Source organism: Erysipelatoclostridium sp. MSK.23.31, assembly GCF_019125875.1.
GTDB classification, from domain to species: domain Bacteria; phylum Bacillota_I; class Bacilli_A; order Erysipelotrichales; family Coprobacillaceae; genus Thomasclavelia; species Thomasclavelia ramosa.
On sequence record NZ_JAHOCB010000047.1, the window covers coordinates 1 to 23678 of the forward strand.

The 23678-nt window shown below is 30.6% G+C and carries 24 protein-coding genes; 21 read left to right on the plus strand and 3 right to left on the minus strand.

The features are described from left to right. Positions 1 to 473, minus strand: a 473-nt coding sequence (locus tag KSU54_RS15765) for a helix-turn-helix domain-containing protein (RefSeq protein WP_226814576.1), incomplete at its 3' end; no start/stop codon positions are given. A gap of 137 nt (positions 474 to 610) precedes the next feature. On the opposite strand from KSU54_RS15765, the gene KSU54_RS15770 reads away from it, so the two are divergent. From KSU54_RS15770 to KSU54_RS15780, 3 genes are read left to right on the plus strand one after another with little or no spacing between them, the layout of a single operon-like run. Next, positions 611 to 2605, plus strand: coding sequence for an oxidoreductase (locus KSU54_RS15770; RefSeq protein ID WP_117792335.1), 1995 nt, complete (start codon positions 611 to 613; stop codon positions 2603 to 2605). A gap of 12 nt (positions 2606 to 2617) precedes the next feature. Then, positions 2618 to 3850, plus strand: a complete 1233-nt coding sequence (locus tag KSU54_RS15775) for a PTS sugar transporter subunit IIC (RefSeq protein WP_003538934.1) — start codon at positions 2618 to 2620, stop codon at positions 3848 to 3850. Beyond that, on the plus strand, positions 3850 to 4152 hold the full coding sequence (locus KSU54_RS15780) for a hypothetical protein (RefSeq protein WP_003538933.1): 303 nt from the start codon (positions 3850 to 3852) through the stop codon (positions 4150 to 4152). Before KSU54_RS15775 ends, KSU54_RS15780 begins: the two co-directional genes overlap by 1 nt. A 43-nt stretch (positions 4153 to 4195) precedes the next feature. Here KSU54_RS15780 and KSU54_RS15785 read toward each other — a convergent pair whose 3' ends face one another. Next, entirely contained in the window at positions 4196 to 5137 is a 942-nt protein-coding gene (locus tag KSU54_RS15785; protein WP_117792333.1) for a TIGR03943 family putative permease subunit, read from the minus strand. Next, complete coding sequence (locus tag KSU54_RS15790) at positions 5137 to 6177, minus strand: CobW family GTP-binding protein (RefSeq protein ID WP_117792331.1); 1041 nt, start codon at positions 6175 to 6177, stop codon at positions 5137 to 5139. Before KSU54_RS15790 ends, KSU54_RS15785 begins: the two co-directional genes overlap by 1 nt. 209 nt (positions 6178 to 6386) lie before the next feature. Here KSU54_RS15790 and KSU54_RS15795 point away from each other — a divergent pair, with 209 nt between their 5' ends. From KSU54_RS15795 to KSU54_RS15880, 18 genes are all read left to right on the plus strand, one after another. Then, positions 6387 to 7115, plus strand: a complete 729-nt coding sequence (locus tag KSU54_RS15795; protein WP_008792240.1) for a DUF554 domain-containing protein — start codon at positions 6387 to 6389, stop codon at positions 7113 to 7115. 135 nt (positions 7116 to 7250) lie between these two features. Further along, complete coding sequence (locus KSU54_RS15800) at positions 7251 to 8192, plus strand: Gfo/Idh/MocA family protein (RefSeq protein ID WP_117792328.1); 942 nt, start codon at positions 7251 to 7253, stop codon at positions 8190 to 8192. After that, positions 8193 to 9173, plus strand: a complete 981-nt coding sequence (locus KSU54_RS15805) for a Gfo/Idh/MocA family protein (RefSeq protein ID WP_003538925.1) — start codon at positions 8193 to 8195, stop codon at positions 9171 to 9173. Positions 9174 to 9185: 12 nt separating this feature from the next. Next, positions 9186 to 9680: a VOC family protein gene (locus KSU54_RS15810; protein WP_008792238.1), complete on the plus strand. Its 495-nt coding sequence runs from the start codon at positions 9186 to 9188 to the stop codon at positions 9678 to 9680. Positions 9681 to 9799: 119 nt separating this feature from the next. Next, the gene (gene rlmD / locus KSU54_RS15815; RefSeq protein ID WP_008792237.1) at positions 9800 to 10936 is read left to right on the plus strand and encodes a 23S rRNA (uracil(1939)-C(5))-methyltransferase RlmD; all 1137 of its coding nucleotides are present in this window, start codon (positions 9800 to 9802) and stop codon (positions 10934 to 10936) included. 416 nt (positions 10937 to 11352) lie between these two features. Next, on the plus strand, positions 11353 to 11523 hold the full coding sequence (locus tag KSU54_RS15820; protein ID WP_003538917.1) for a hypothetical protein: 171 nt from the start codon (positions 11353 to 11355) through the stop codon (positions 11521 to 11523). After that, entirely contained in the window at positions 11520 to 11771 is a 252-nt protein-coding gene (locus KSU54_RS15825; RefSeq protein ID WP_226814577.1) for a hypothetical protein, read from the plus strand. The genes KSU54_RS15820 and KSU54_RS15825 overlap by 4 nt, the downstream gene beginning before the upstream one ends. A gap of 428 nt (positions 11772 to 12199) precedes the next feature. Then, positions 12200 to 13648: a glycoside hydrolase family 1 protein gene (locus KSU54_RS15830; RefSeq protein ID WP_009008668.1), complete on the plus strand. Its 1449-nt coding sequence runs from the start codon at positions 12200 to 12202 to the stop codon at positions 13646 to 13648. A 19-nt stretch (positions 13649 to 13667) separates the two neighbouring features. Further along, the gene (locus tag KSU54_RS15835; RefSeq protein WP_117582348.1) at positions 13668 to 14507 is read left to right on the plus strand and encodes a PRD domain-containing protein; all 840 of its coding nucleotides are present in this window, start codon (positions 13668 to 13670) and stop codon (positions 14505 to 14507) included. An 11-nt stretch (positions 14508 to 14518) separates the two neighbouring features. Next, the gene (locus KSU54_RS15840; RefSeq protein ID WP_117792194.1) at positions 14519 to 15928 is read left to right on the plus strand and encodes a PTS transporter subunit EIIC; all 1410 of its coding nucleotides are present in this window, start codon (positions 14519 to 14521) and stop codon (positions 15926 to 15928) included. A gap of 20 nt (positions 15929 to 15948) precedes the next feature. Next, the gene (locus tag KSU54_RS15845) at positions 15949 to 16437 is read left to right on the plus strand and encodes a PTS sugar transporter subunit IIA (RefSeq protein ID WP_003538904.1); all 489 of its coding nucleotides are present in this window, start codon (positions 15949 to 15951) and stop codon (positions 16435 to 16437) included. A 253-nt stretch (positions 16438 to 16690) separates the two neighbouring features. After that, on the plus strand, positions 16691 to 18088 hold the full coding sequence (locus KSU54_RS15850; RefSeq protein ID WP_003538902.1) for an ROK family protein: 1398 nt from the start codon (positions 16691 to 16693) through the stop codon (positions 18086 to 18088). Positions 18089 to 18362: 274 nt separating this feature from the next. Beyond that, positions 18363 to 19631 (plus strand): class II D-tagatose-bisphosphate aldolase non-catalytic subunit, encoded by a 1269-nt coding sequence (locus tag KSU54_RS15855; protein ID WP_009008670.1) that lies wholly within the window; start codon positions 18363 to 18365, stop codon positions 19629 to 19631. An 11-nt stretch (positions 19632 to 19642) separates the two neighbouring features. Beyond that, positions 19643 to 20104 carry a PTS sugar transporter subunit IIA gene (locus KSU54_RS15860; protein ID WP_226814587.1) on the plus strand — a complete coding sequence of 154 codons (462 nt, stop codon included), beginning with the start codon at positions 19643 to 19645 and terminating at the stop codon, positions 20102 to 20104. A 12-nt stretch (positions 20105 to 20116) separates the two neighbouring features. Then, positions 20117 to 20431 carry a PTS fructose transporter subunit IIB gene (locus tag KSU54_RS15865; protein WP_009299511.1) on the plus strand — a complete coding sequence of 105 codons (315 nt, stop codon included), beginning with the start codon at positions 20117 to 20119 and terminating at the stop codon, positions 20429 to 20431. An 11-nt stretch (positions 20432 to 20442) separates the two neighbouring features. Next, positions 20443 to 21498: a PTS fructose transporter subunit IIC gene (locus KSU54_RS15870; protein WP_117792192.1), complete on the plus strand. Its 1056-nt coding sequence runs from the start codon at positions 20443 to 20445 to the stop codon at positions 21496 to 21498. A 15-nt stretch (positions 21499 to 21513) separates the two neighbouring features. Next, positions 21514 to 23541 carry a BglG family transcription antiterminator gene (locus KSU54_RS15875; protein ID WP_003538892.1) on the plus strand — a complete coding sequence of 676 codons (2028 nt, stop codon included), beginning with the start codon at positions 21514 to 21516 and terminating at the stop codon, positions 23539 to 23541. A gap of 13 nt (positions 23542 to 23554) precedes the next feature. Further along, positions 23555 to 23678 (plus strand): transaldolase family protein (locus KSU54_RS15880; protein WP_272491015.1); only part of this gene is annotated, 124 nt, incomplete at its 3' end.

A 23678-nucleotide genomic window follows, 5' to 3' on the forward strand; every position in this document is an offset into this window, starting at 1 on the left:
AAATATAAGAAAACTGGAGCAGGATATATTTCCCCTCCAGTTTTAGTATAGAGCCTTTTTCGTTCAACTGTTAGATGATATTTGTTTAAAAGCGGTTTGATTGTTTTAATACAGCGAGCAACACTGGATTCACTCATATAACAATTTTCTGATAACTCTAATAAGTGACATGATGGGTGATTAAGCAGATATTGTAAAATTATATTGGTAGACTTTGATTGTTCGGATATTTTAATATCATTTATAAGCATATGGGCATTTTCGCTTAATAAAGTTAATTGATAGCCATTTTTGGATGAAGAAATATGAAAATCCTCAATATTTTTATTAATTTGAAAAATATCGTTTCTAAGTGTTCTAGGACTAATATCTAGTAATCTTGATAGCGTATTAGCACTTAGTGGAACGGTATTTTTTTGTAATAGACGAATAATTAAAAATTGTCTAGAGGTAAGTTCAAGCAAAATAATCACTCCTTTATCATATTATAACAAACTTCTTGATAGAAATCTTAAAATTGTGATTCAGCTTTTGCCATGATCGTGGCAAAAGCTGGTTTGGAAGCAAAAGTTATTTGACATACAATAAGAGAGCAAGGAGGAGTTAGAAAATGAATCAGTATTATCCACATTTATTTCAACCATTAAGAGTTAATACAATGATGTTGAAAAATAGAATTATTGCATCAACGATGGGGATTCCCAAGAGCCATGAATTATTATCTACGACTCACTATGGAAATGTTAGTATTATAGATAAGTCTGTAGGTGGAGCAGCAATGACTTTTGTATCAATTGAATCTGCGGCTAATGACAATGGTGAATTTCCAAAACATGATCGCGATGGTATTCGTGAATCTATTTCAGTAGCCCGTCAGTATGGGGCTAAGGTTGGAACTTGGTGTGTACCACGACTAAAACAAGATGCAGCTAATGATATTCGAGCTCATTATGATGGTAAGCAGGTTTTAGCACCATCACCATATTTAACAAGAAGTGGCGCTCGTGCAGTTGAATTAACGCTTGAAGATATTCAGGAAATTATGAAACAGGCAAGAAATGATGCATTGGCAATCAAACGATTTGGTTTTGATTTTATCTATTTGTACGTTGGATATGAAGAATTAACAACCCAGTTTTTATCTCCAGTATTTAATAAAAGAACAGATGAATATGGGGGTTCGCTAGAAAATCGTATGCGCTTTACAATAGAGCACGTTAAAACGATTCGTAATGCTGTTGGCACAGACTTTCCAATTGTTATATTGTTAGGAGCGAGTGATTATTTAAAAGGGTCTTACCAATTTGAAGAAATGTTGGAATTATTAAAAAGAATCGAAGATGATGTTGATTTGATCAATGTATCAGCTGGGATGGATATGATTCCAGGATATTTTCCAGAAGATCAAATAATAGAGCCTGAATTAGGATTGGAAGCTTGGTATAGTGTTAATGGGAAACATTGTCAAAGTATTTTTGAACCGCATCTAACTAATGTTCATTGGGCAAAATTAGTTAAACAAAACTTTCCTAATAAACTAGTCGGTGTAATTGGTTCAATAATGACGCCAAAAGAAGCTGAGCAATTATTACAAGAAGGTGTAGTTGATATTATTTCAATGGGTAGACCTCTAGTCGCAGATCCATTTTTACCACGAAAGGCAATGCAGGGGCAAAGCGATGATATTGTACCATGTATTCGCTGTTTACAATGCTATCATAGTGCTACAGAACATACAAATGTACAATGCTCTGTAAACCCTCGATATCGTCGGGAACATCGGGTACCATTAAAGTTAGAAAAAAGTGAGATTATTAAAAAAGTGATTGTCGTTGGTGGTGGTCCTGCTGGTTGTAAAGCTGCAATAACTGCACATGATCGGGGACATCAAGTTATTTTGATTGAACAACGTGATAAATTGGGGGGACAATTAAATTTGGCCCAACATGAAATGCATAAACAGGAATTAAAAGCATATCGAGATTATCTAGAAAACCAAATTAACAAGCGAGATATTCAAGTTATGTATAAAACGACCGCTACTAAAAATTTATTAGAGCAACTAAATGGTGATGTGGTGCTTGTTGCCATTGGAGCTTCACCAATTCGCCTCCATTTCCCAGGGGAACAATTAGAATATGTTGATTATTTTGAAAACGTTTATCCTAAATTGGATTCTTTAAAAGATAATGTTTGTATTGTCGGCGGAGGACAAGTTGGAATAGAGTTAGCAGTAGAGTTATTAGAACGTGGAAAATTAGTAACAGTAATAGAAATGACTGACCAAATAGCTAGTCAAGGGCATATTTTATATCGAGCAGGATTAAGGCGTTTGTTAAAACGATTTGAAAAACAGTTGACCATTTTAATAAATAGTCAATGCTTAGAATTTAGTGAAAGCGGAGTTAAAATAATAAATAAAAATGGCGAATCTATTATTAAATGTGATAATGCCATAATTGCTGTTGGAATGAAACCAAATCGTGAGGAAGCTTTTAAATTGTATGGAATAGCTGATGAAACGATGATGTTTGGTGATTGTGAAAAGTTAGGACAAGTAGTTGGAGCAACTAATGATGCGTATTTTATTGCAGCAAATATATAGGAGGAAAATAAAATGAAAAAATTACAAGATAAACTTATTGAAGTGGGCAATAAGTTAGCAACACAAAGGCATTTGCAATCGATTAGTTTTGGATTAATGGCAATAATGCCATTAACGATTTTTGGGAGTATTTTCCAGCTTATTTCAGCATTACCAGATATATTTCCATTCATACCTAGTTATAGTGAGACGATAAAGGATGCAATTTTATTCCCGTATAATATGGTTTTCGGTTTATTTGGAGTCATTGCAGTATGCGCTATCGCTTATTACCATGCACGAACATATAAACTTGATTTATTACAAGCGCCGATTGTATCGCTGTTATCATTTATTGTTTTGGCAGCACCAATTGTTGATAATAATATGGATGCAACTTATCTAGGATCACAAGGAATCTTTTTAGCAATTTTTGTTGCTTTGGTAACCGTGGAAATCATGCAATTACTAAAGAGACGTAATATTCAAATTAAATTACCTGATAGTGTTCCTCCAGCAGTAGCTGCTTCATTTGATGCGATTATTCCGATGTGCTTGATCGTTGCTGGTTTCTATGGATTATCTTTACTTTGTCAAAATTTTACAGGGATGCTATTACCATCTTGGATAATGAGTTTATTAACACCGGCGATTCAAGGTTCTGAATCATTATGGTTCTGTATGTTGATGGCATTTATTATTGCATTTTTACAATTCTTGGGAGTACATGGGTTTAATGTTGTATCTGGAATAATTCTTCCGTTATTGATTGCCAATACAGGTGCTAATGCTGCTGCTTATGCAGCCGGAGAAACTGCTACAAAAATATTCACTTTACCAATGTTCCAAATGTCTGGAGTATTTTGTTACATAATTCCTCTATTATTCTTAAAATGTAAAAGTGAGCGATTAAGATCAATGGGGAAAATATCGATTGTTCCAGCAATTTTTAATATTGCGGAACCAATTCAATATGGAGCTCCAATTATGTTTAATCCAATTTTAGGAATTCCATGGATTGCTTTTTACACAATCAATATGGGAATAATTTGGTGCTGTATGAATTTTGGCATTATGGGTAAAGCTGTAATTGCTGCTAGTTCTAATATTCCGATGCCGTTTTTCCAATACTTGTGTACTTTAGATTGGCGTGCGGTGCTTATCTTTGTTGTAATGTTCATTGTATCTGGCCTTATTTGGTATCCATTCATCAAAGTATACGATAAGAAATGTCTTGATGAAGAAAATAATTTGCAGGCTGAATAATGAAGCGGATATATATCTTTTGTGCACAGGGAGTTTCAACAAGTATTTTAGTTAATTGTATGAAAAGGTATATTAGTCAAGAGGGGTATAATTATGAAGTATATGCTTATCCAATCTTAAAAATTAATGAATTGGGGAAATATGCTGATTATATTTTTATTGCTCCTCAAATAAAACATGATTTGTATCGAGTTAAGGAATTATTGCCAGAAAAACCGATCGAAGTAATTGATCCATTCGTTTATGGTCAGATGAATGGTCAAGAATTAGTAGTTCAAATAGTTGAAAAACTTGGAAAATAATAAAGATGTCTGCTTTTTTATAATAAAGCAGGCATCTTTATTTTTAATCAAATGTCACATATTGGTTTTTTAATGGAGGGACTACATCGAGGTGCTCCACTGTTAATATAGGAACATTCATTTGATATTCCGGATCATAATCAACTGTAATTTTTCCTTCAACAACGATCCATTCTTCAGGAATCAATTTATTTGCTAGCCTACTAATACAGACAAGCCCAATCAATGAGGTATCTTCTTCACAGCATACCATAGCTTGACGCCCTAGGACAAAACCATCTTCAATGACACGATCTAGACCGATAAACTTACCTTTAATTTTGACTGTTTTACCATTATATTTATCAGGATGATCCATAGCGTCCATACAAAAGATTCCAAAATCATGATCTTGTATATCTAAATGTTCTTTATTAATATCAAATGGTAATTCTTCTTCAGGATTCATTGTATCTATAGTGCCGTTAGCTAATTCATAAATGATTTGAGCATTACTGTTAATCGCTTTAATATTATTTCTTAACATGGATTTTTTAATATTTGGATCGTAGCGATTAAAAATAACAAGATCACTAAAGACAACCTGACTATATACAAGAGAACGCATATTATTTAAATACATTGAAAAAGTAGTAGTATCAAAAGTTGTTAATACTTGGACCACTTTCCAGTTTTCAGGAATCGTTTCTTTTACAAAAATATTCAGGTCCATCATTCCATTAGCTTCAATCATGATTTGAGTAGGACGATATTCTAATTCTAAATGTTTTAGATCATAGGTGGTAAAATTTTCAAAATCTAATGTTACCAATGAAGTATTAGATTTTTTTAAATAAATATCATTATAGGCAACTTCACCTTCTTCAAAACTAATTAATAAGGTGTCTTCTTCACTATAAAAATCAGGATTCATTAAAGTATCATTAATAAATGAGGTTTTACCACTATCTAGAAAGCCTGCGAAAATATATACTCTTGTTTCCATTAAGCGACCTCATCGAATAATCTATCTAATTTTATTTTATCTAATTTTTCGCCAATGACACAAATTCGACCTGTAAAGTCAGGTTTTCCTATACGAATTTCATATTCTCCAGGGACTAAATCAAAATACCACCAATCACCTTCAATACTATCGACATATCCTTTAGCTCTTAAAATATTTCCATAGGCGGAACTGTCACTTAGTTCTTTTAAGATTTTTTCTAATTGAGATTTAGAATATTTTTTAGGTGTCTGTTTACCCCAACTGGTGAAAACTTCATCAGCATGATGGTGCTCATGACCACACTCACAATTATGATCATGATGATGTTCGTGATTATGATGATGTTCGTGATTATGATGATGTTCATGATCGTGGTGATGATCATGATGATGGGCACATATAGGACAAATATCTAATTGTTCCAACAATTCATCACGAAGATTATCACTATTACTAAAGGCATTAATTAGTATTTCTTTGGTAAGCTGATCCCATGGGGTTGTAATGACATTAGCTTGATTATTATGTTCTTTAATAATTTTTAAACACTCATCTAGCTGAAATTCTGTTATATCTTGAGTTCGGCTTAAAATAATAAGTGAGGCGTACTCGATTTGATTATTAAAAAACTCTCCAAAATTCTTTGTGTATAATCGACATTTTTTAGCATCGATAACAGCAATATAATTATCAAGTTCTAATTCATGACTATGTACATCACTAACAGCTTTAATTACATCTGACAATTTTCCAACACCAGAAGGTTCGATGATAATTCGATCAGGATGATATGTTTCTAATACTTCTTTTAATGAAGCTTCAAAGTCACCAACTAGACTGCAACAAATACACCCTGAATTAATTTCAGTTACTTCAATTCCAGCATTATTCATAAAAGTTCCATCAATTCCAATTTCACCAAATTCATTTTCAATTAAGACAATTTGTTCTCCTGGATATACATCACTAATTAATTTTTTTATGAATGTAGTTTTACCAGCTCCAAGGAAACCAGATATAATATCTACTTTTGTCATATAGTTCATCTCCTTTTTGTCTTTATATTATAACATCATGTATTTTATGGTTCAAATATTGTAGCCTATAGAATTATGTCCTTTTTTTTCTTAATAAGACAAGAAACTATTTTAATTGGCAATTATCTAATAAAAATGATATTCTTTATAAAGAGAGTGAATGGAATCTTTTAGAGAAATAATTTTCAAATTATAAAGGGGGAAAAATAATGCCAACAGGAGTCATTATTAATAGTTTATCAATTGTATTAGGGGGAATATTTGGTGCATTATTAGGTCATAAATTAAGTCATAGACTTAAGACAGAAATAACCTTGATTTTTGGGATTTGTGCTATGGCTATGGGAATCAATGCAATTGGATTAATGGAAAATATGCCGGCAGTAATCTTTTCAATAATTATTGGAACTATTGTGGGATTATCACTGCACTTTAGTGATTGGATCAATAAGGGAGCAATTTTAATGCAAAAGCCAATTGCCAAAATATTTAAAAATAATGGTAGTGATTTAAGTTCGGAAGAGTTTCAATCTACTTTAATTACTATTATTGTGTTATTTTGTGCTAGTGGAACAGGAATTTATGGCTCCTTAACTTCAGGAATGACGGGTGATAATGGAGTTTTGATTTCTAAATCAATTCTTGATTTTTTTACTGCTGCGATTTTTGCTTGTAATTTAGGGTATGTGGTATCTGTAATTGCCATTCCGCAGTTTGTAATCTTTTTTATTTTATTTTTATCAGCAAAGTTTATTTTTCCATTGACTACACCAGCAATGATCAATGATTTTAAAGCTTGTGGTGGCTTTTTAATGATTGCTACAGGATTTAGAATGATCAAGGTTAAAGAATTTCCAATTGCGGATATGATTCCTGCAATGGTTATTGTTATGCCAATTAGCTGGTTATGGGTCAATTATATTATGACGGTTATATAAAAGTATTGTGATTGTACTAAAAGTACAAAAATCACAGTATTTTTTTTATTTTCTTAGTACTTTGTTTCCAGAATATTATAAATATATTTAAATAATAAATAGTTATGTTATAACAAGGAAAAGGAGGCAAAATCAATGAATTTTGGAATTATTGGATTTGGGAATATTGCAAGAAAATTTGTTAAAAGTATTGAATACACTGACGAAGGAAAGGTTTATGCAATTGCATCTCATTCCTTAACAAGTGATGATGAATATGTAAAGGCTCACCCAGAAGTTAAAATATATCAAGATTATGACGAATTATTACAGGATCGAGAACTTGATGCTGTATACATTGCCTTACCTCATAAATATCATAAGGAATGGATCTTAAAAGCACTTGATAATCATATTGCGGTATTATCAGAAAAACCAATGGTATTGACAGTTGCAGATATTGAGGAGATTAAAACAAAAGTATATACGGAAAAAGGATATTGCTTAGAAGCATTAAAGACTAAATTTAATATTGGTTTAGAACATTTAAAACAGGATTTATCATTGATTGGTAAAATCAAACAAATTGAAGCTAATTTTTGTTTTGATGCTACTGCTCACCAAACTACCTCATATTTATTTAACGTTGATCAAGGTGGGGCACTGAATGACGTAGGAAGTTATTTGCTTGGTTTTGTATTAGCTTTGGTGGATTCAGATATAAAGAATGTTAATTCACAGATTGATATTGTTGGTGGAGTTGAATGGTATTTTAAAGCAAAAATTAATTTTAATAATGAATGTACTGCGATTGTGGAAGGGGCAATTGATCGTAATAAAGAGCGTTTAGCAATTATCGAAGGTGAATTTGGAAAAATAGAGATTCCAATGTTTAATCGTATTATTGATTATAAAATCATAAAAAATGATGGTACTGTGGTTGAACGCAATTATCCAATTATTGGAGATGATATGACTATGGAGATTCAGTGCTTTATTGATGATGTACGAGCTCATAAAACTGAGAGTGCACTTCATAGTTTGGAAGATACAAAAAGGATATTGGAATTAACAGAAATAATTAGGGAGGCAAATTAAATGAAATTAGGTATTTTAGGAACAGGGATGATTGTTAAAGACTTATTAACAACTATAAATAAGTTAAAGATTGAATCAATTTCGATTTTAGGGACTGAACAAACTAAGAAAGAGACTACTATTCTCGCTAAGCAATATCATCTAGATCATTGTTATTATGACTATGATGAAATGTTGCGAAGTGAAATCGATACAGTGTATGTTGCCTTGCCAAATCATTTACATTTTAGTTTTGCTAAAAAAGCTTTATTAAAAGGTAAGCATGTAATAATGGAAAAACCTATTACTTCAAATGTTAAGGAATTGGAAGAATTAAAAGAAATTGCTCAAGAAAACGATCTAATTATTTTAGAAGCAGTTAATATCCATTATTTACCTGCTTTTAAAAAATTGAAAGAAGATATAAAGAGAATTGGAAATATTAAAATCATGAATTTTAATTATAGTCAATATTCTTCACGATATGATGCTTTTAAACAAGGAACAATTTTACCGGCATTTGATTATCATAAATCAGGTGGAGCTTTGATGGATATCAATGTTTATAATGTTAATGCAATAATAAGTTTATTTGGTCAACCAGTAAGTATTGGGTATATGGCAAATATTGAGAATCAAATTGATACAAGTGGTATTCTAATGTACGATTATGGTTCGTTTAAGGGGATAAGTATAGGGGCTAAAGATTGCAAAGCACCGATTATTTCAACGATTCAAGGTGATAAAGGGGTTATTAAAATTGATAAACCTGTTAATCAGATGACCGGATATCAAATTATTTTTAACGATGGCACTGAAGAAATTTATCGAGTTGATGATTGTGAACATCGCTTATATTATGAATTTATTGAATTTATTAGAATCATTGATAATAATGATTATGATTTTGCTAAAAAGATGCTGGAATTAAGTTTAATAGTAGCTAAAGTCATGAATGAGGCAAGAAATCAAGAAAAAATAGTATTTACAAATGATAATTAAAGGAGAAGACAAATGGAATTTAAAAGCTTGATGCATGTATCTTTTTTCACTGATCAAATGGATGTGATGAGAGACTTTTATGAAAATAAGTTAGGATTAAAAGTTAAAATTGTAACAAGGGCGGGACTTTATAAAGGACTAAATCGTGGTAAATATAGTGAAGTAGCTGAAGTTGATCCAAACAGAATTATCATTGTTTATATTGAAATTGCCCCTGGACAGTTTATTGAACTATTTCCAAAGGATGAAGGACAAGCGCCACATGATGAGTGGAACCAGAGGCTGGGGTATTCACACTTTGCGTTATTGGTTGAGGATATAGAAAAAACTTATCGAGAACTAGTTGAATGTGGAGTTGCAATAGATACACCTATTTCTAAAGGTCCATCACATACCTATCAAATGTGGGTGCATGATCCTGATGGTAATAAATTTGAAATTATGCAGTATACTGATAAGTCATTTCAAGTAGTGGGGCACATTGAAGAAGAGATATCTGAAGATTAATAGTAGGTATAGTTTGGTAACAAACTATACCTTGTTTTTATTTATGAAGAAATAATAATGAGAGAAGGAATTGATTAGTATTTTGCTTTAGTTATGTTATACTGTTGCTAGGTGATAAAATGAAATGTTTAATAGAGAAGAAATGTGGTAGCTGTAAATACATTAATACTGATTACCAGAGACAATTAAAGATTAAAACAGATTATTGTAAGAAGCTGTTAAAAGATAATAAATTAGACATGTATGAAGTCAAGGATACTATTGGAATGGGGCATCCTTATGAATACCGTAATAAAATAATTGTTGCTTTTAATCATAGATATGAATTTGGCTTTTATGAAGAGGATAGTCATAAGATTATTCCTTATGATCGTTGTCTTCTTCATGAAGAACTCAGTGATATGATTATTAAGAAGATTCAAAGCTTATTAAAACGATATCGAGTTAGTATTTATGATGAAAATCGTAATCGCGGATTATTGCGTCATGTATTAATTCGACGTGCTCTTGTTACTGATCAGACAATGGTAGTACTAGTTTGCAATGATAATGTATTTAAAGGATCCAAAAATTTTTGTAATGAGTTGATTAAAAATTTTCCAAGTATTAAGACGGTTGTATTAAATGTAAATAAACGTAAAACGAGTGTGGTTTTAGGTAATGAAGAAAAGATTCTTTATGGTAAGGGATTTATAGTTGATGAATTGTGTGGTTTGAAGTTTAAGATTTCGCCAAAATCATTTTATCAAATTAATCATCAACAGTGTGAATTACTGTATTCTAAAGCTCTAGATTTATTGAATTTAACAGGTCAAGAAAGAATTATAGATGCTTATTGTGGAATTGGGACAATTGGAATGATTGTAGCTAATAGAACTAAGGAAGTTACTGGTGTGGAATTAAATAAAGATGCAGTTAAAGATGCCATCAATAATGCTAAAATGAATAAGATTGAAAATATTAAATTTATTAATGATGATGCTTCTGCTTTTATGATTAAATTAGCTAAACAGAAGCAAAAAGTTGATTGTGTAATTATGGATCCCCCACGCAGTGGCAGTACGCAGGAATTTATGGATGCTGTAAAAATCTTGAATCCTAAACAAGTTGTTTATATTTCTTGTGATCCAAGTACTCAGGTAAGGGACATCAAGTATTTTGCAAAAATTGGCTATCGTGGTGAGGTAATGTATCCGGTTGACATGTTCCCTCATACTAGCCATGTTGAGACAATCGTACTGCTATCAAAAATATAAAAGTTTAGAGCGTAATTTAGTTGCGCTTTTTTTTATTAAATAATGAAAATAAGTGAGAATATAAAAAATCTTTATTTTAATAGATATGAAGATTATTCTTTTATTAGGATTAATTATTAGATTAAGAAGGATTGTGATGATTTATAATATTGCAAATAAAATGATTAAATATGCTAATGGAAATAACTATAACATTAAACATTTCTTAAAAGTGCATGCTTATGCTAAAACATTGGTGAATTAGTAAAACTGAATCAGCAAGACTTAAAAGCTCTTGAAACAGCAGCAATTATTCCGTTGAAGATATAAGAAATTTTATGGAAAAAATATTTAAAACAAAAACGGGTATTGAATTATTAAAATCGATACATCAAGTATAAGCATAGTAATTACAAAAGAATAGAAGATAAAAATTTATGACGTCAGTAATACAACAAGCAATGGTATTTATTTTGATTATCTTTTTAGCATGTTTTATAAAATTAAGAGGATATATTAAAGAAAGTGATTCGTATGTTCTTGCTTTACTTATAACAAACATTACATGTCCATGGACATTGCTTGCGGGAACCGTGAGATTCGATTGACATCAAATATCATGCTTTTTATTATTCTAGAAATTTTAAATAATATAATTATGGCGGTTGTTGGCTATCATGTTAAATTAAGAGATTCCAAAACAATGAAAGGTGTCTCTATGTTAAATGCTTCTGTATATAACATTGGAAGGTTTGTTTTGCCGTTTATTCAAGCGATAATGCCATCTTTGACAGTAACTTATTTAAGTACTTTTAATATTGGAGCAATCTTTATGGTGCTGGTAGCATCTATGTGATAAGTGACTATGTTGTAAATGGAGAAAATCATTTTAGAATCAAATCTTTTTAAAACATTGTTTTCATCAATAGCTTTAGATATTTATTTGATTGACTTTATTCTAATGATTATGAGGATAGAAATTCCAAATTCAAAAAAGGCATATTTACTCTCACTGGTATTTTGATAATTAGATACATTGGAGCTGTTTTACTTAGTCTCTTTACCTATGTGTTTGTGCTTTTACTTTTAATAAGCAAAATATTGTAAATAGTTTTATTTTTTGAAAGCCCTTGCAAAAAATAAATTATATGATAAAATATAAGTGTCAATTAAATATGGCTTGTTACCCGGGAAAAACAAGGGGCAATACCAAAAAAGAATTTAGCTTCTTTTTGGTATTGCCCTTTTTATATTGGCAAATTAGAGAGGAAGAGAGGTAAGAAAATGATCAGGTTTCCAAAAGATTTCTTATGGGGAGGTGCTACAGCCTGTTTTCAATATGAAGGTGGATATAAAGAAAAAGGAAGAGGCTTATCGAGTCATGATTTTGAAACTGCTGGTGACATAGATAAAGAAAGACAAATTACTTTAAAATTAAATAACGGAACGAGGGGGAGTATTGATTATCGAGACTCAATTCCCGATGGAGCTATACCGTATATTTATGATGATATATATTATCCGAGCCATCAAGCGACTGATTTCTATCATCATTGGAAAGAAGATATTGCTTTGTTTGCAGAAATGGGATTTAAAGTTTATCGTTTTTCTATTTCATGGAGTCGAATTTTTCCAAATGGTGATGAAGAAAAAGCAAATGAAGATGGTTTGAAATTTTATGAAATGATAATTGATGAACTTTTAAAATATAATATCGAACCAATGATTACAATTTGTCATGATGAAGTACCCTTTCATTTATGTGAATTATATGATGGTTGGGCGGGGCGAGAAACGATTGGATGCTATGTAAATTATGCAACAACACTATTTAACCGATTTAAAGATAAAGTAAGATATTGGATTACTTTTAATGAAATAAATAATTTAGGTGGGTACGCTCAAATGGGAACCCATAGACAAGATAGTCAGACGAGATATCAAGCAGTTCATCATATGTTTGTAGCAAGTGCTAAAGCAATTAGTCAGGGAAAGAAAATTATGGGAGACATAAAATTCGGCGCAATGTTTGCATTAAGCGAAATTTATCCAGCTACATGTAATCCTGAAGATGTTTTTGCCACTTATTGTAAGCGACGTGAAGCATTATTTTTCGTTGATGTAATGGCTCGCGGGTCATATCCAAATTATACAAAAGATATTTTTAATAAGAAAGATGTCAAATTGAAAGTAAGTGAGGAAGATCGAAACTTGATTAAAAAACATACTTTAGATTTTATTTCATTTAGTTATTATCGTTCTTCAATTGTTAGTGCTGGTTCTAAAGTTGATCATATGGGTGGGGAACCCAATCCGTATTTAAAAAAGACCCAATGGGGTGCAGGAATAGATCCATTAGGTATACGCTATTGTTTAAATGAAATTTATGATCGTTATCAAAAACCATTATTTGTTATTGAAAATGGAATGGGAGCAGTAGATATTTTAGAAAATGGAAAAATTCATGATTATTACAGAATAAAATATGTGGCTGAACATTTAAAACAATTGAGAGATGCTATTGTCATTGATAAAGTACCATGTTTTGGATACACTATGTGGGGATGTACAGATCTAATATCTTTAGCTAGTGGACAAATGAAGAAACGCTATGGTTTTATATATGTTGATATGAATGATTATGGACAAGGATCATTACAGCGTTATAGAAAAGATTCATTTTATTGGTATAAGAAGGTAATTAAAACAAACGGGTCTGATTTAACATTTTAATAAATGTAGAGGATTAGATATGAAAAATAAATACTATAGAATTAATAAAATCTTAAATAATAATGCCATTGAAATATTAGAAAATGGAACAGAAATAATTATTATTGGTAATGGCGTAGGATTTAATCATAAAGTTAATGATTATATAACAATGAAAGAAAATTACAAGCTTTATACGTTACAAAATAATTTATTGAAAATTCAATTTAAAGCCTTACTGAATGAAATTCCATTTAAATGTATTGAATTGACCCAAGAAATTATAGATATGGCAAAAACTGATTTAAATAGAAATTTTAATCAAGGATTATTAGTATCGCTATCAGACCATATTAACTTTGTTTCCAAAAATTATCTAAAGGGTTATGGTAGTTATAGTTTAGTTAGTGAAGAAATAAAAAGATTCTATCATGAAGAATATGAAGTCGGCCTTAAAGCATTAGATTTGATTAATAGATATTATCAAATAAATTTAAATAAAAAAGAGGCAAGTGCTATAGCATTTCACTTAATTAATGCTGAGTTTAATAATAATGTAAGCAAAACAACGAGTATTTTAAAGAGCATAGATGATATTTTAAATATAATTGAAGCTAATCTTGGTCTTGAACTACCGGAAGATTCACTGTATTACTCTAGGCTAGTGATTCATCTTAAATTTTTTATGCAGCGGGTGATAAAGGGTGAAAGTGATGATGAGAATTTTGAAAAATTAATAATAAGTGCTAAGTCAGATATTAATAAAAAAATAGGTATTACGTTAGATTCAATCGAAAGATATTTAAATGAAGAATTTGATTATGTACTATCAGAGGCGGAACGATTTTATTTATTAGTACATATTTCAAGAATAATATAGAGGAGAATAATATGGATTATAAAGAAATAGCCGATCAAATCATTATAGCGATTGGCGGACAGGATAATGTTAAATATGTAACCCACTGTGTTACAAGATTACGATTTGTATTAAAAAATAAAAATCTAGTTAATCAAGATAAGATTAATGAAATTGATGGAGTATTGGGCTCAACCTTTGGTGCCGGTCAATTTCAAATAATTATGGGGAAAAATTTATCTGCGACATTTACTCAAGTAGTTAAAAATTATAATTTTGAAGTAGCAGAAATTATTGATGAAAGTTTGGATGAAGATATTAAAGAAAAAGATGATTCGCCAATTTGGAAAAGAGGAATAAAAAATATTTTCAATTTCTTATCTGCATGTGTTACACCAATGATTCCTGGGCTTACTGTAGCTGGATTAATAAAAGTATTTTTGGTACTAACCTCATTAGTGTGGCCGGAAATTGTTGATAATCAAACATATCTAGTTATAAATGGTATTGTTAATACTTCTTTCTACTTTATGCCTGTTTTTGTAGCATACGGTGCAGCAATCAGATTAGGAAGTACACCTATTTATTCGATGATAGTAGCTTGTCTACTGATCCATCCAGATATTATTGGGATGTTAAGTGCTGAAGAGCCCTTAAAAATATTAGGCTTCACAGCTTATTCAGCAAGTTATGCTTCATCTTTTTTACCAGCAATATTATCAACTGTAGCAGTTGCAAATATTGAAAAGCTTTTGAATAAGTATTTACCGGGAATGTTTAAAGGAATTTTTGTTGGTGGATTAACACTTGTTCTTGCAAGTCTTTTAACCCTTACTGTATTAGGCCCAATTGGTTTTTTTGCTGGTGAATATTTTATTAATTTCTTAGTTTGGATGCAAAGCACGATTGGTCCATTTGCGCTTGGAGCTCTCGGTGGTGTATTGCCATTTGTAATAATGTCAGGAATGCATACTGTTTTTGGCCCTGTAATGATGCAAAGTATTGCATCATTAGGTTATGAAGGTTTTTTAAGGCCAACACAATTTGTTCATAATGTTGCTGAGGGAGGAGCTTGTTTTGGGGTAGCACTAAAAACTAAGAATCCAGAATTACGTTCACAAGCGATTAGTAGTGGTGTCGGGGCTATTCTAGCCGGGGTATCAGAGCCGGCTATCTACGGAATCAATCTGCGTCTAAAAAAGCCAATGTATGGTGTTATGGCTGGTGGTGCAGTTGGCGGTTGTATTGCTGGATTTTTTGGAGTAAAGGCATTTGCTTATGGTAATCCTAGTATTTTGGCACTTCCTATTTATGGGGAAACGATTATTGGCGTCATTATCGCAATTATTGCGGCATTTGTTGTATCTAGTGTGGTGAGTTATTTCTCAGGATTTGAAGATGTTCCAGTAAAAAATAAAAACTTCCAACAAAATAGTCATTAGCAAATTTAGGAGTTAATACTATGATAAAGATATTTAAATCATTAAAAAATAATCAAAAAAATACAAATAATGTATATGCAGTTGTAAATGGAGTTAGTTTTAATCTTGAATATGTTGATGACAATGTATTTTCAAAAAAAGTAATGGGAGAAGGGGTTGCTATTGTTCCGACCTCGTCAGAGGTCTGTGCCCCTTGCGCAGGAGTATTAACGACATTATTTCCTACTGGTCATGCTTTTGGAATTACACGAGATGACGGTGTTGAAATCTTGGTTCATATTGGACTAGATACCGTTAATTTAAAAGGAAAAGGATTTACAATATTAAAAAAGAAAAATCAAAAAGTTGGAGCTGGTGAAAAAATTATTAAACTAGATCTTAATTATTTAAGAAATGAAAATATTGACTATACAATTATGATTGTTTTTCTAGATACTAAAGGAAAAACATTAAAATTAGAAAAATATGGTAAAGTAACGGCTGGAAAGTCGATTATCACGGTTATGTAGGAATAAAGAGAAACAAGGCGGTAGCTTTGTTTCTTTTAATAGTTGCCAAAATTAATGTTTAATTATGATTTTTATAAAGATTAAATTGGAGATTAAAAAGAAATTTATTTCTTTTTATCCTTTTTTTATATTAAATTGAAAAATTATTATCAGAATAACGGCAATTGGTCTCTTTTCTATGAATTTTATAATATAATAAAGGTATGTATAATCAGGGACTATTAAAATCATTAGAAGATAAAGGAGTGAAAAAATGGATGAATTCTTGAGTGAAATTTATATAGAGGTATTTAAACAGTGGATCTTAATGCAAAGTAATAAAAATTTAGCTATAAGTCTATCGGATGATTATAAAACGATTGCTATTAAGAATAAATATAGTACTAGCCAGGTTAATTTTTATAATATGAATATAGTTGAATTTTCGGTTGAAAATTTAATAAAAAAAGAAGTTGAATTTTATCTCCATTTCCAAATTAAAAATATCAAACATGCGATTCAATTATTTGATGAAATGTTAGAAACGATCAAGCAATTAACAAATAAACCAGCTTTAAAAGTTTTACTTTGTTGTACTGGTGGGTTAACGACAGGTTATTTTGCTGATCGGATCAATCAAATAACAAAGTTACTTAATATCGATGTTCAAGTGTCTGCGGTTAGCTATAATAATCTTTATAAGGCTAGTGAAGATTATGACATGATTATGTTGGCACCACAAATCTCATATATGTATGCAAAGGTATGTGAGATTTTAAAAAATAAAATCGTTTTAAATATCCCGCCTGCTATATTTGCTAAATATGATGTAAAAAAGATGTTATCGATTATTGAAGAGGAGCGTAATTATAAACGAACCTTGGCAAAAGGAATGCATAAACCGTTGAAAGCTAAAAATATGCAGCCTAGTGGTGTTAAAACATTGTGTCTTGCTTTAATTAGGAATAGTAATCGTGTTCATATTGTGTACCGTTTATATGATGAAAATAATAGTATTTTAGAAAATAATGAAATTATCAAACCTACTTTATCAATCCAAGATTATTATGATGTAATCGATAGCATGCTGGCTAAATATGTAGATATTAAAGTTATTGGATTATCGACTCCGGGAATTATACGTGGTGATCAGATTATCTCAATGAGTATAAAGGGGCTAGAGAAAATTTCAATTACTCATGATTTTACTTTGAAATATTCGCAAAAATTTGTTTTTAGTAATGATGCTAATACAATTGCTTTAGGCTATTATAGTTCTAAAGAAAACTGTTCATCACTGTCATTTGTTTTTCAACCGGTTAGTTCGAACTCAGGGGCAGGACATATTGTAAATGATCGTTTGATTGCTGGACACCATCATGTAGCTGGAGAAATACAATATTTGCCATTATCATATTCAAAAGATGTTTTAGAATTACATCAAACACCAGAAGGAGCCATTGAAGCAATGGCTAAAACTGTTACATCAATAATCAGTTTTTTAGATCCGCAAATTATTGTTATATGTTGTTTTTTAATTACTAATATTGAAGAATTGAAAAAAGAGGTAGCTAAATATATTCCTAAAGATTATATTCCTGAAATTGTTTTAATTGATTATCTCCAAGAATATATGTTATTAGGTACGCTATTATTATGTCATCAAGATTAAAAGATAGTAGTTTTATATGAAGAAAAATTAATTATTTATTATTAGCAGCGATGCTGATTTAAAAAAATAGAATTTATGCTCTAGTTGAGTTTAAATTCTATTTTTTCTTAATCAACAATAGGGTGCAATTTTTGTAACTTTTTCTTTCATTTGTTTTATCTTATGTCATTGTGACTAATTGAATATGATATATGTGTAGATAGAAACAAATACCTATCTCATAAATCAAAAGTCGACATTTGATTAATTGCTAAATGATGAGGAGAAGATAAAAATGAATAAAAAAGTTACAATTAGAGAAGCAGTTAATTATGTAATTAATTCAAAAGGAGAAAAACATACATTACTTGGGATTGGACCTATGTCTGAAAATTTTTTACGGGCATCTTTAGAAATTTCAAAAGAAAAAGATTTTCCATTAATGTATATTGCAAGTCGTAATCAAGTTGATGCATATAAATTTGGTGGTGGATATGTATTCAACAGTGATCAAAAGTTATTCAAAGAAAAAATCGAAGAGATTGCGCAAGAAATTAATTATGATAATGTCTATTATTTATGCCGTGATCATGGTGGACCATGGCAAAGAGATAAAGAAAGAGCAGATCATTTACCGGAAGATGAAGCTATGGCAATTGCCAAAGAGTCATATAAAGAAGATATTTTAAATGGTTTTGATTTATTACATATTGATCCAACTAAGGATCCTGATGAATATTGTAAAGTAGTGGATATAGATGTTGTCTTTAATCGTACTATAGAATTAATTGAGTATTGTGAGCAAGTTAGAAAAGAATATGGAATTGAACGTGAAATTGCATATGAAGTAGGGACAGAAGAAACAAGTGGTGGTTTAACTTCGATGGATCGCTATGAAAATTTTATCCAAAGAATTGAATCTTATACTCAAGAACATGATTTACCAATGCCAATTTTTATCGTTGGTCAAACTGGAACGTTAACACGTTTAACTAAAAATGTTGGGAATTTCAGTTATGAAAATTCTTTAGAATTAAGTGCAATATCAACTAAATATGGAGTAGGATTAAAGGAACATAATGGTGATTATTTAAGTGAAGCTAAATTACTAGCACATTTACCTTTAAATATCACAGCAATGAATGTTGCTCCAGCTTTTGGAACGATTGAAACGATGGCTTTATTAGAGTTAATTGAAGTAGAAAAACAGTTTGCTAAATTTAATATGATTAAAGAGCCATCAAATTTAGAAAATGTTATTAAGTATGAATCAATTCATTCAATGAAATGGAAAAAATGGCTTACTGATGAAGTAGATATGTCGGATTTAGATAATTTAGATGAGCAAACAACATTACAAATTACAGAATTATGCGGTCATTATACTTATTCTAAACCTAAAGTAGCATTAGAAATTAATAAATTATATGAAAACTTAGCAAGCATTAAAATTGATGGAAAAAGATTTGTTATTGAAAAACTAAAAGAAGAAATGCAAAAACATGTTAGATGTTTTAATATGGAAGGATTAACATCAAAGATGCTTGCTTGTAAAAAAGGATAAGGGGAATGATTATGCAGGAAAAAGCAATTCATAAGGAAATGGTCTTCTTAAAGCAAGCTTTATCGACTAAAGATGATGTTATTGAATTATTATCAGATCAGGCTATTAAACTAGATTTAATTAATAGTAAAAAAGATTTTAAAGAAGCGGTTTATAAACGAGAAGAAATGGCTTCAACTTCAATTGGTTACCAAATTGCAATTCCTCATGGAATTAGTCATACTGTTAATCGTGCTTTTATTGGATTTGTTCAAATAAAGGATGCATTTCATTGGAATCATGATGAGAAACAATCAGTCCAATTAATTTTCCTTATAGGCGTGCCCCAAGATAATCAAAATAATATTCATCTTAAATTTATTTCTTTATTAAGTAGAAGACTTTTAGATGATAATTTTAGAAAGCAATTGATTGAAGTAGAAGATGTTGAAGATGCATATCGTGCATTAAATGCAATCAATGAACAATTATAGGAGGAAATGAATATGAAAATTGTTGCAGTTACAGCATGCCCAACCGGTATTGCGCATACGTACATGGCTCAAGAAGCAATTGAAAAAGAATGTCGTAATCGTGGTTACGAAGTAAAAGTAGAAACTCAAGGAAGTATGGGGATTGAAAACGAATTAGAACAAGAGGAAATTGATGAAGCGGATGCTGTTATTTTGGCAATTGCAGTGGGGATCGATGGTGAAGAACGTTTTGAAGAAAAACAAGATGCTGGTAAAGTAATTCAAGTCGAACCTGGGGATGTAATTAAAGATGCCGTTAGGGTTATAGATCAAGCAGAAAACTTATAGGAGAAGAAGTTATGAAAAATAATAAAGTATGGAAAGATATTCAAAAAGCCTTTAATACTGGGGTTTCGTATATGCTTCCTTCAGTTGTGGTTGGTGGGATTCTATTAGCGGTTGCTTTAGCAACAGGGACAGCAACGGATACTGGAATGGAAGTAACTAATCCTTTCATGAAAAATTTAAATGATTTAGGAGCAGCTGGTTTTGCTATGATGATTCCAATTTTATCTGGGTATATCGCTTATTCATTGGCTGGAAAACCTGGGATAGCTCCAGGGATGATCTTAGGATATGTAGCAAATAATCCAATTGGTGAATCAGAGGTTAAAACAGGATTCTTAGGCGCAATGATTTTAGGGTTAGCAACTGGTTATTTAGTTCGTTGGTGTAAAACATGGAAAGTTTCAAATACGATTAAAACAATCATGCCTATTTTAATTGTTCCTATTTTTACAACATTTATTTTAGGAATTATCTATATTTACGTTATTTCTGTTCCGATTGGAGCTTGTATGGACTGGCTTGTTAAATTTTTAAGTGGAATGCAAGGAGGAAATGCAGTTCTCTTAGGTGCAATCATTGGTGCAATGACAGCAGTTGATATGGGTGGACCAATTAATAAGACGGCAACGGCATTTACTCTTGCGTTGATGGCAGAAGGTGTTTATGCTCCAAATGGTGCTCATCGAATTGCTTGTGCAATTCCGCCATTAGCATTAGCTTTATCTACTTTTATTGATCGTAAAAAATATAGTGCAGATGATAAGAATTTAGGAATATCGGCATTATTCATGGGAACGATTGGAATTACTGAAGCAGCGATTCCTTTTGCGGTAAAAGATATGAAAAGAGTTTTACCAGCAATTATTATTGGTAGTGCAGTAGGTGGGGCACTAGGGATGATGAATGGAGTCGAAGCATTAGTTCCTCATGGTGGTTTGATTATTTTACCAGTAGTCAATGGCAAATTATGGTATGTATTAGCGATGCTGGTAGGAGTATTAGTATCCGCAGCAATCTTACATTTTACAAAGCCAAATTTAGATATAGCAGAAAAAGAAGAAAAATAAACGGAGGAAATTGGGATGATTAGTGCTAGAATGTTTAAAATTATTAGATTTTTAAATCAAAAAAAAGAATCTAGTTATAAAGAAATCGGCAATGCTTTAGATCTTAAAGAACGTAATGTACGTTACGACATAGATTGTATTAACGATGCTTTGAGTTTAAAAGGATTGTCTGAAATTGAAAAGCGTTCTAAAGGACAATTAATTGTCCCAATTGATTTAGATTTAAATATTTTATTAGAAGATAGTGAATTTATTTTTTCAGCTGATGAGAGGATGCAATTATTACGTTTTATTATTATGTTTGATGTTCATAGTCTAAATATTAAAAAGTTAAGTGAAAAATTTCAAGTATCGCGTCGTTCAATTCAAAATGATTTGGATACTCTTATTAAAGAATTTAATCAGTATGGTCTATCGCTAGTCTATAATCGTCATTTTCATTTAATTGAAGATGATCATAAGGGATATCCTTTAAGGGTCAATGAGTTAAAAAAATATATCTATTTATTTAGTAATAAACTTTCTGAATATAATACATTTGAATTAGAATTAATGAAATTGTTATATAGAATCTATAATTTTGATATTCTTCATATTTATGACTGGATCACTAATAAAATGAAAATGATGAGTTGGACTTTTAGTGATGATTCGTTTGATTGGTATGTAGCAAATATATTAACTACTTGCTGGTATATTATAAAAGAGAAGCAATTGCCATCTTGTCCTAAAAAAATTGATGTAGAAGATTATTCACTCCAAGAACTGGAAATGATAATTAATAAACAATTAGATGATAATCAAAAAAAACTAATTATGAGTTATTCTAGTTATACTAATAAATATGGTGAGGTTGATATCAATTTGGATTTAATAATGACTGAAGATATTATAATTCAACTTGTGACAATGATGTCTGATGAGTTAGGAGTATTTTTTTTACGGGATATGATTTTAATAAAAGGATTATTGAATCATGTGGCACCGATGTTGGAACGAATAAAAAATAATATTCGAGTTTATGAGTTAAGTCAAACAGTGATTCCACAAAGTTATGAATATGTATTTGAAGTTTTAAAATCAATTGTATTGAGTATTCAACCGTTACAAGAGATCAGTCAAGAAGAATTAATTTATATTACTATTCATTTTATTGCAAGTATTCAAAGATTAAGAGCAAATGACTATAAAAATATTTTACTAATATGTGGCTTAGGTTTTGGCGCTACAGCACTTTTAAAAGATACTCTAAGAAATGAATATCAGGTTCAAGTGATTGATAGTATTCCAGCGTATGATCTAGAGCATTATCAGAAATGGGAGCAAATAGATATTGTTATTTCAACGTCAAAGTTAATCCTCCCAGTAAAAAAAACTTTGATTGTTGTAAATGCAATTTTTGATAATCATGATCATAATAAATTAGAAGCGGTGGGAATTAGAAAAAAGAATGTTTTAACGAATTATATTGCAATTGAAAAAAGATTGGGATTTTTAAATTCTCCTGAGCGTGAAAAAGTACTTGAAATAATTAAAGAAGAACTTGGCTATAAAGATGTTAGGATTCCTAAGAAATACTATAATATAAGTGATTTATTAGGTGAAAATTGTATTCGTTATGTTAAATCATTTAGCAATTGGAAAGATGCAATCAAACTTTCAACTGATATTTTAATACAACATGGATGTATTAAATCTGAATATTATGAAGGCTTGATGAGTGTCATTAAGGAATCAGGGTTTTATGCTGTAACAGATAGTAAATTTGCGTTATTTCATAGTGGGAACACATCATCGGTTAAAATAAGTTCAATGAGTCTGATTGTAACTGATGAACCCGTATGGTTCGATAATAAACAAGTTAGGGTTATCTTTTGTTTAGCGAGTAAAGATAAAAAAGAACATATTCCTGCAATTGTTAAATTAATGCGAATGGTCAATGATGCAAAGCTGATTGAAAAGCTGGAATCATGTAATAACCAGAATAATATTATAAAAGTTATTAATGAATGTGAAAAAGAAGTGTTATCACAATATATATAAGGAGAAAAATAAAATGAGATTTTTTTTAGATACTGCTAATGTCGAAGAAATAAAAAAAGCAAATGATATGGGGGTTATTTGTGGTGTTACTACCAATCCCTCTATTATTGCTAAAGAAGGTCGAGACTTTAATGAGG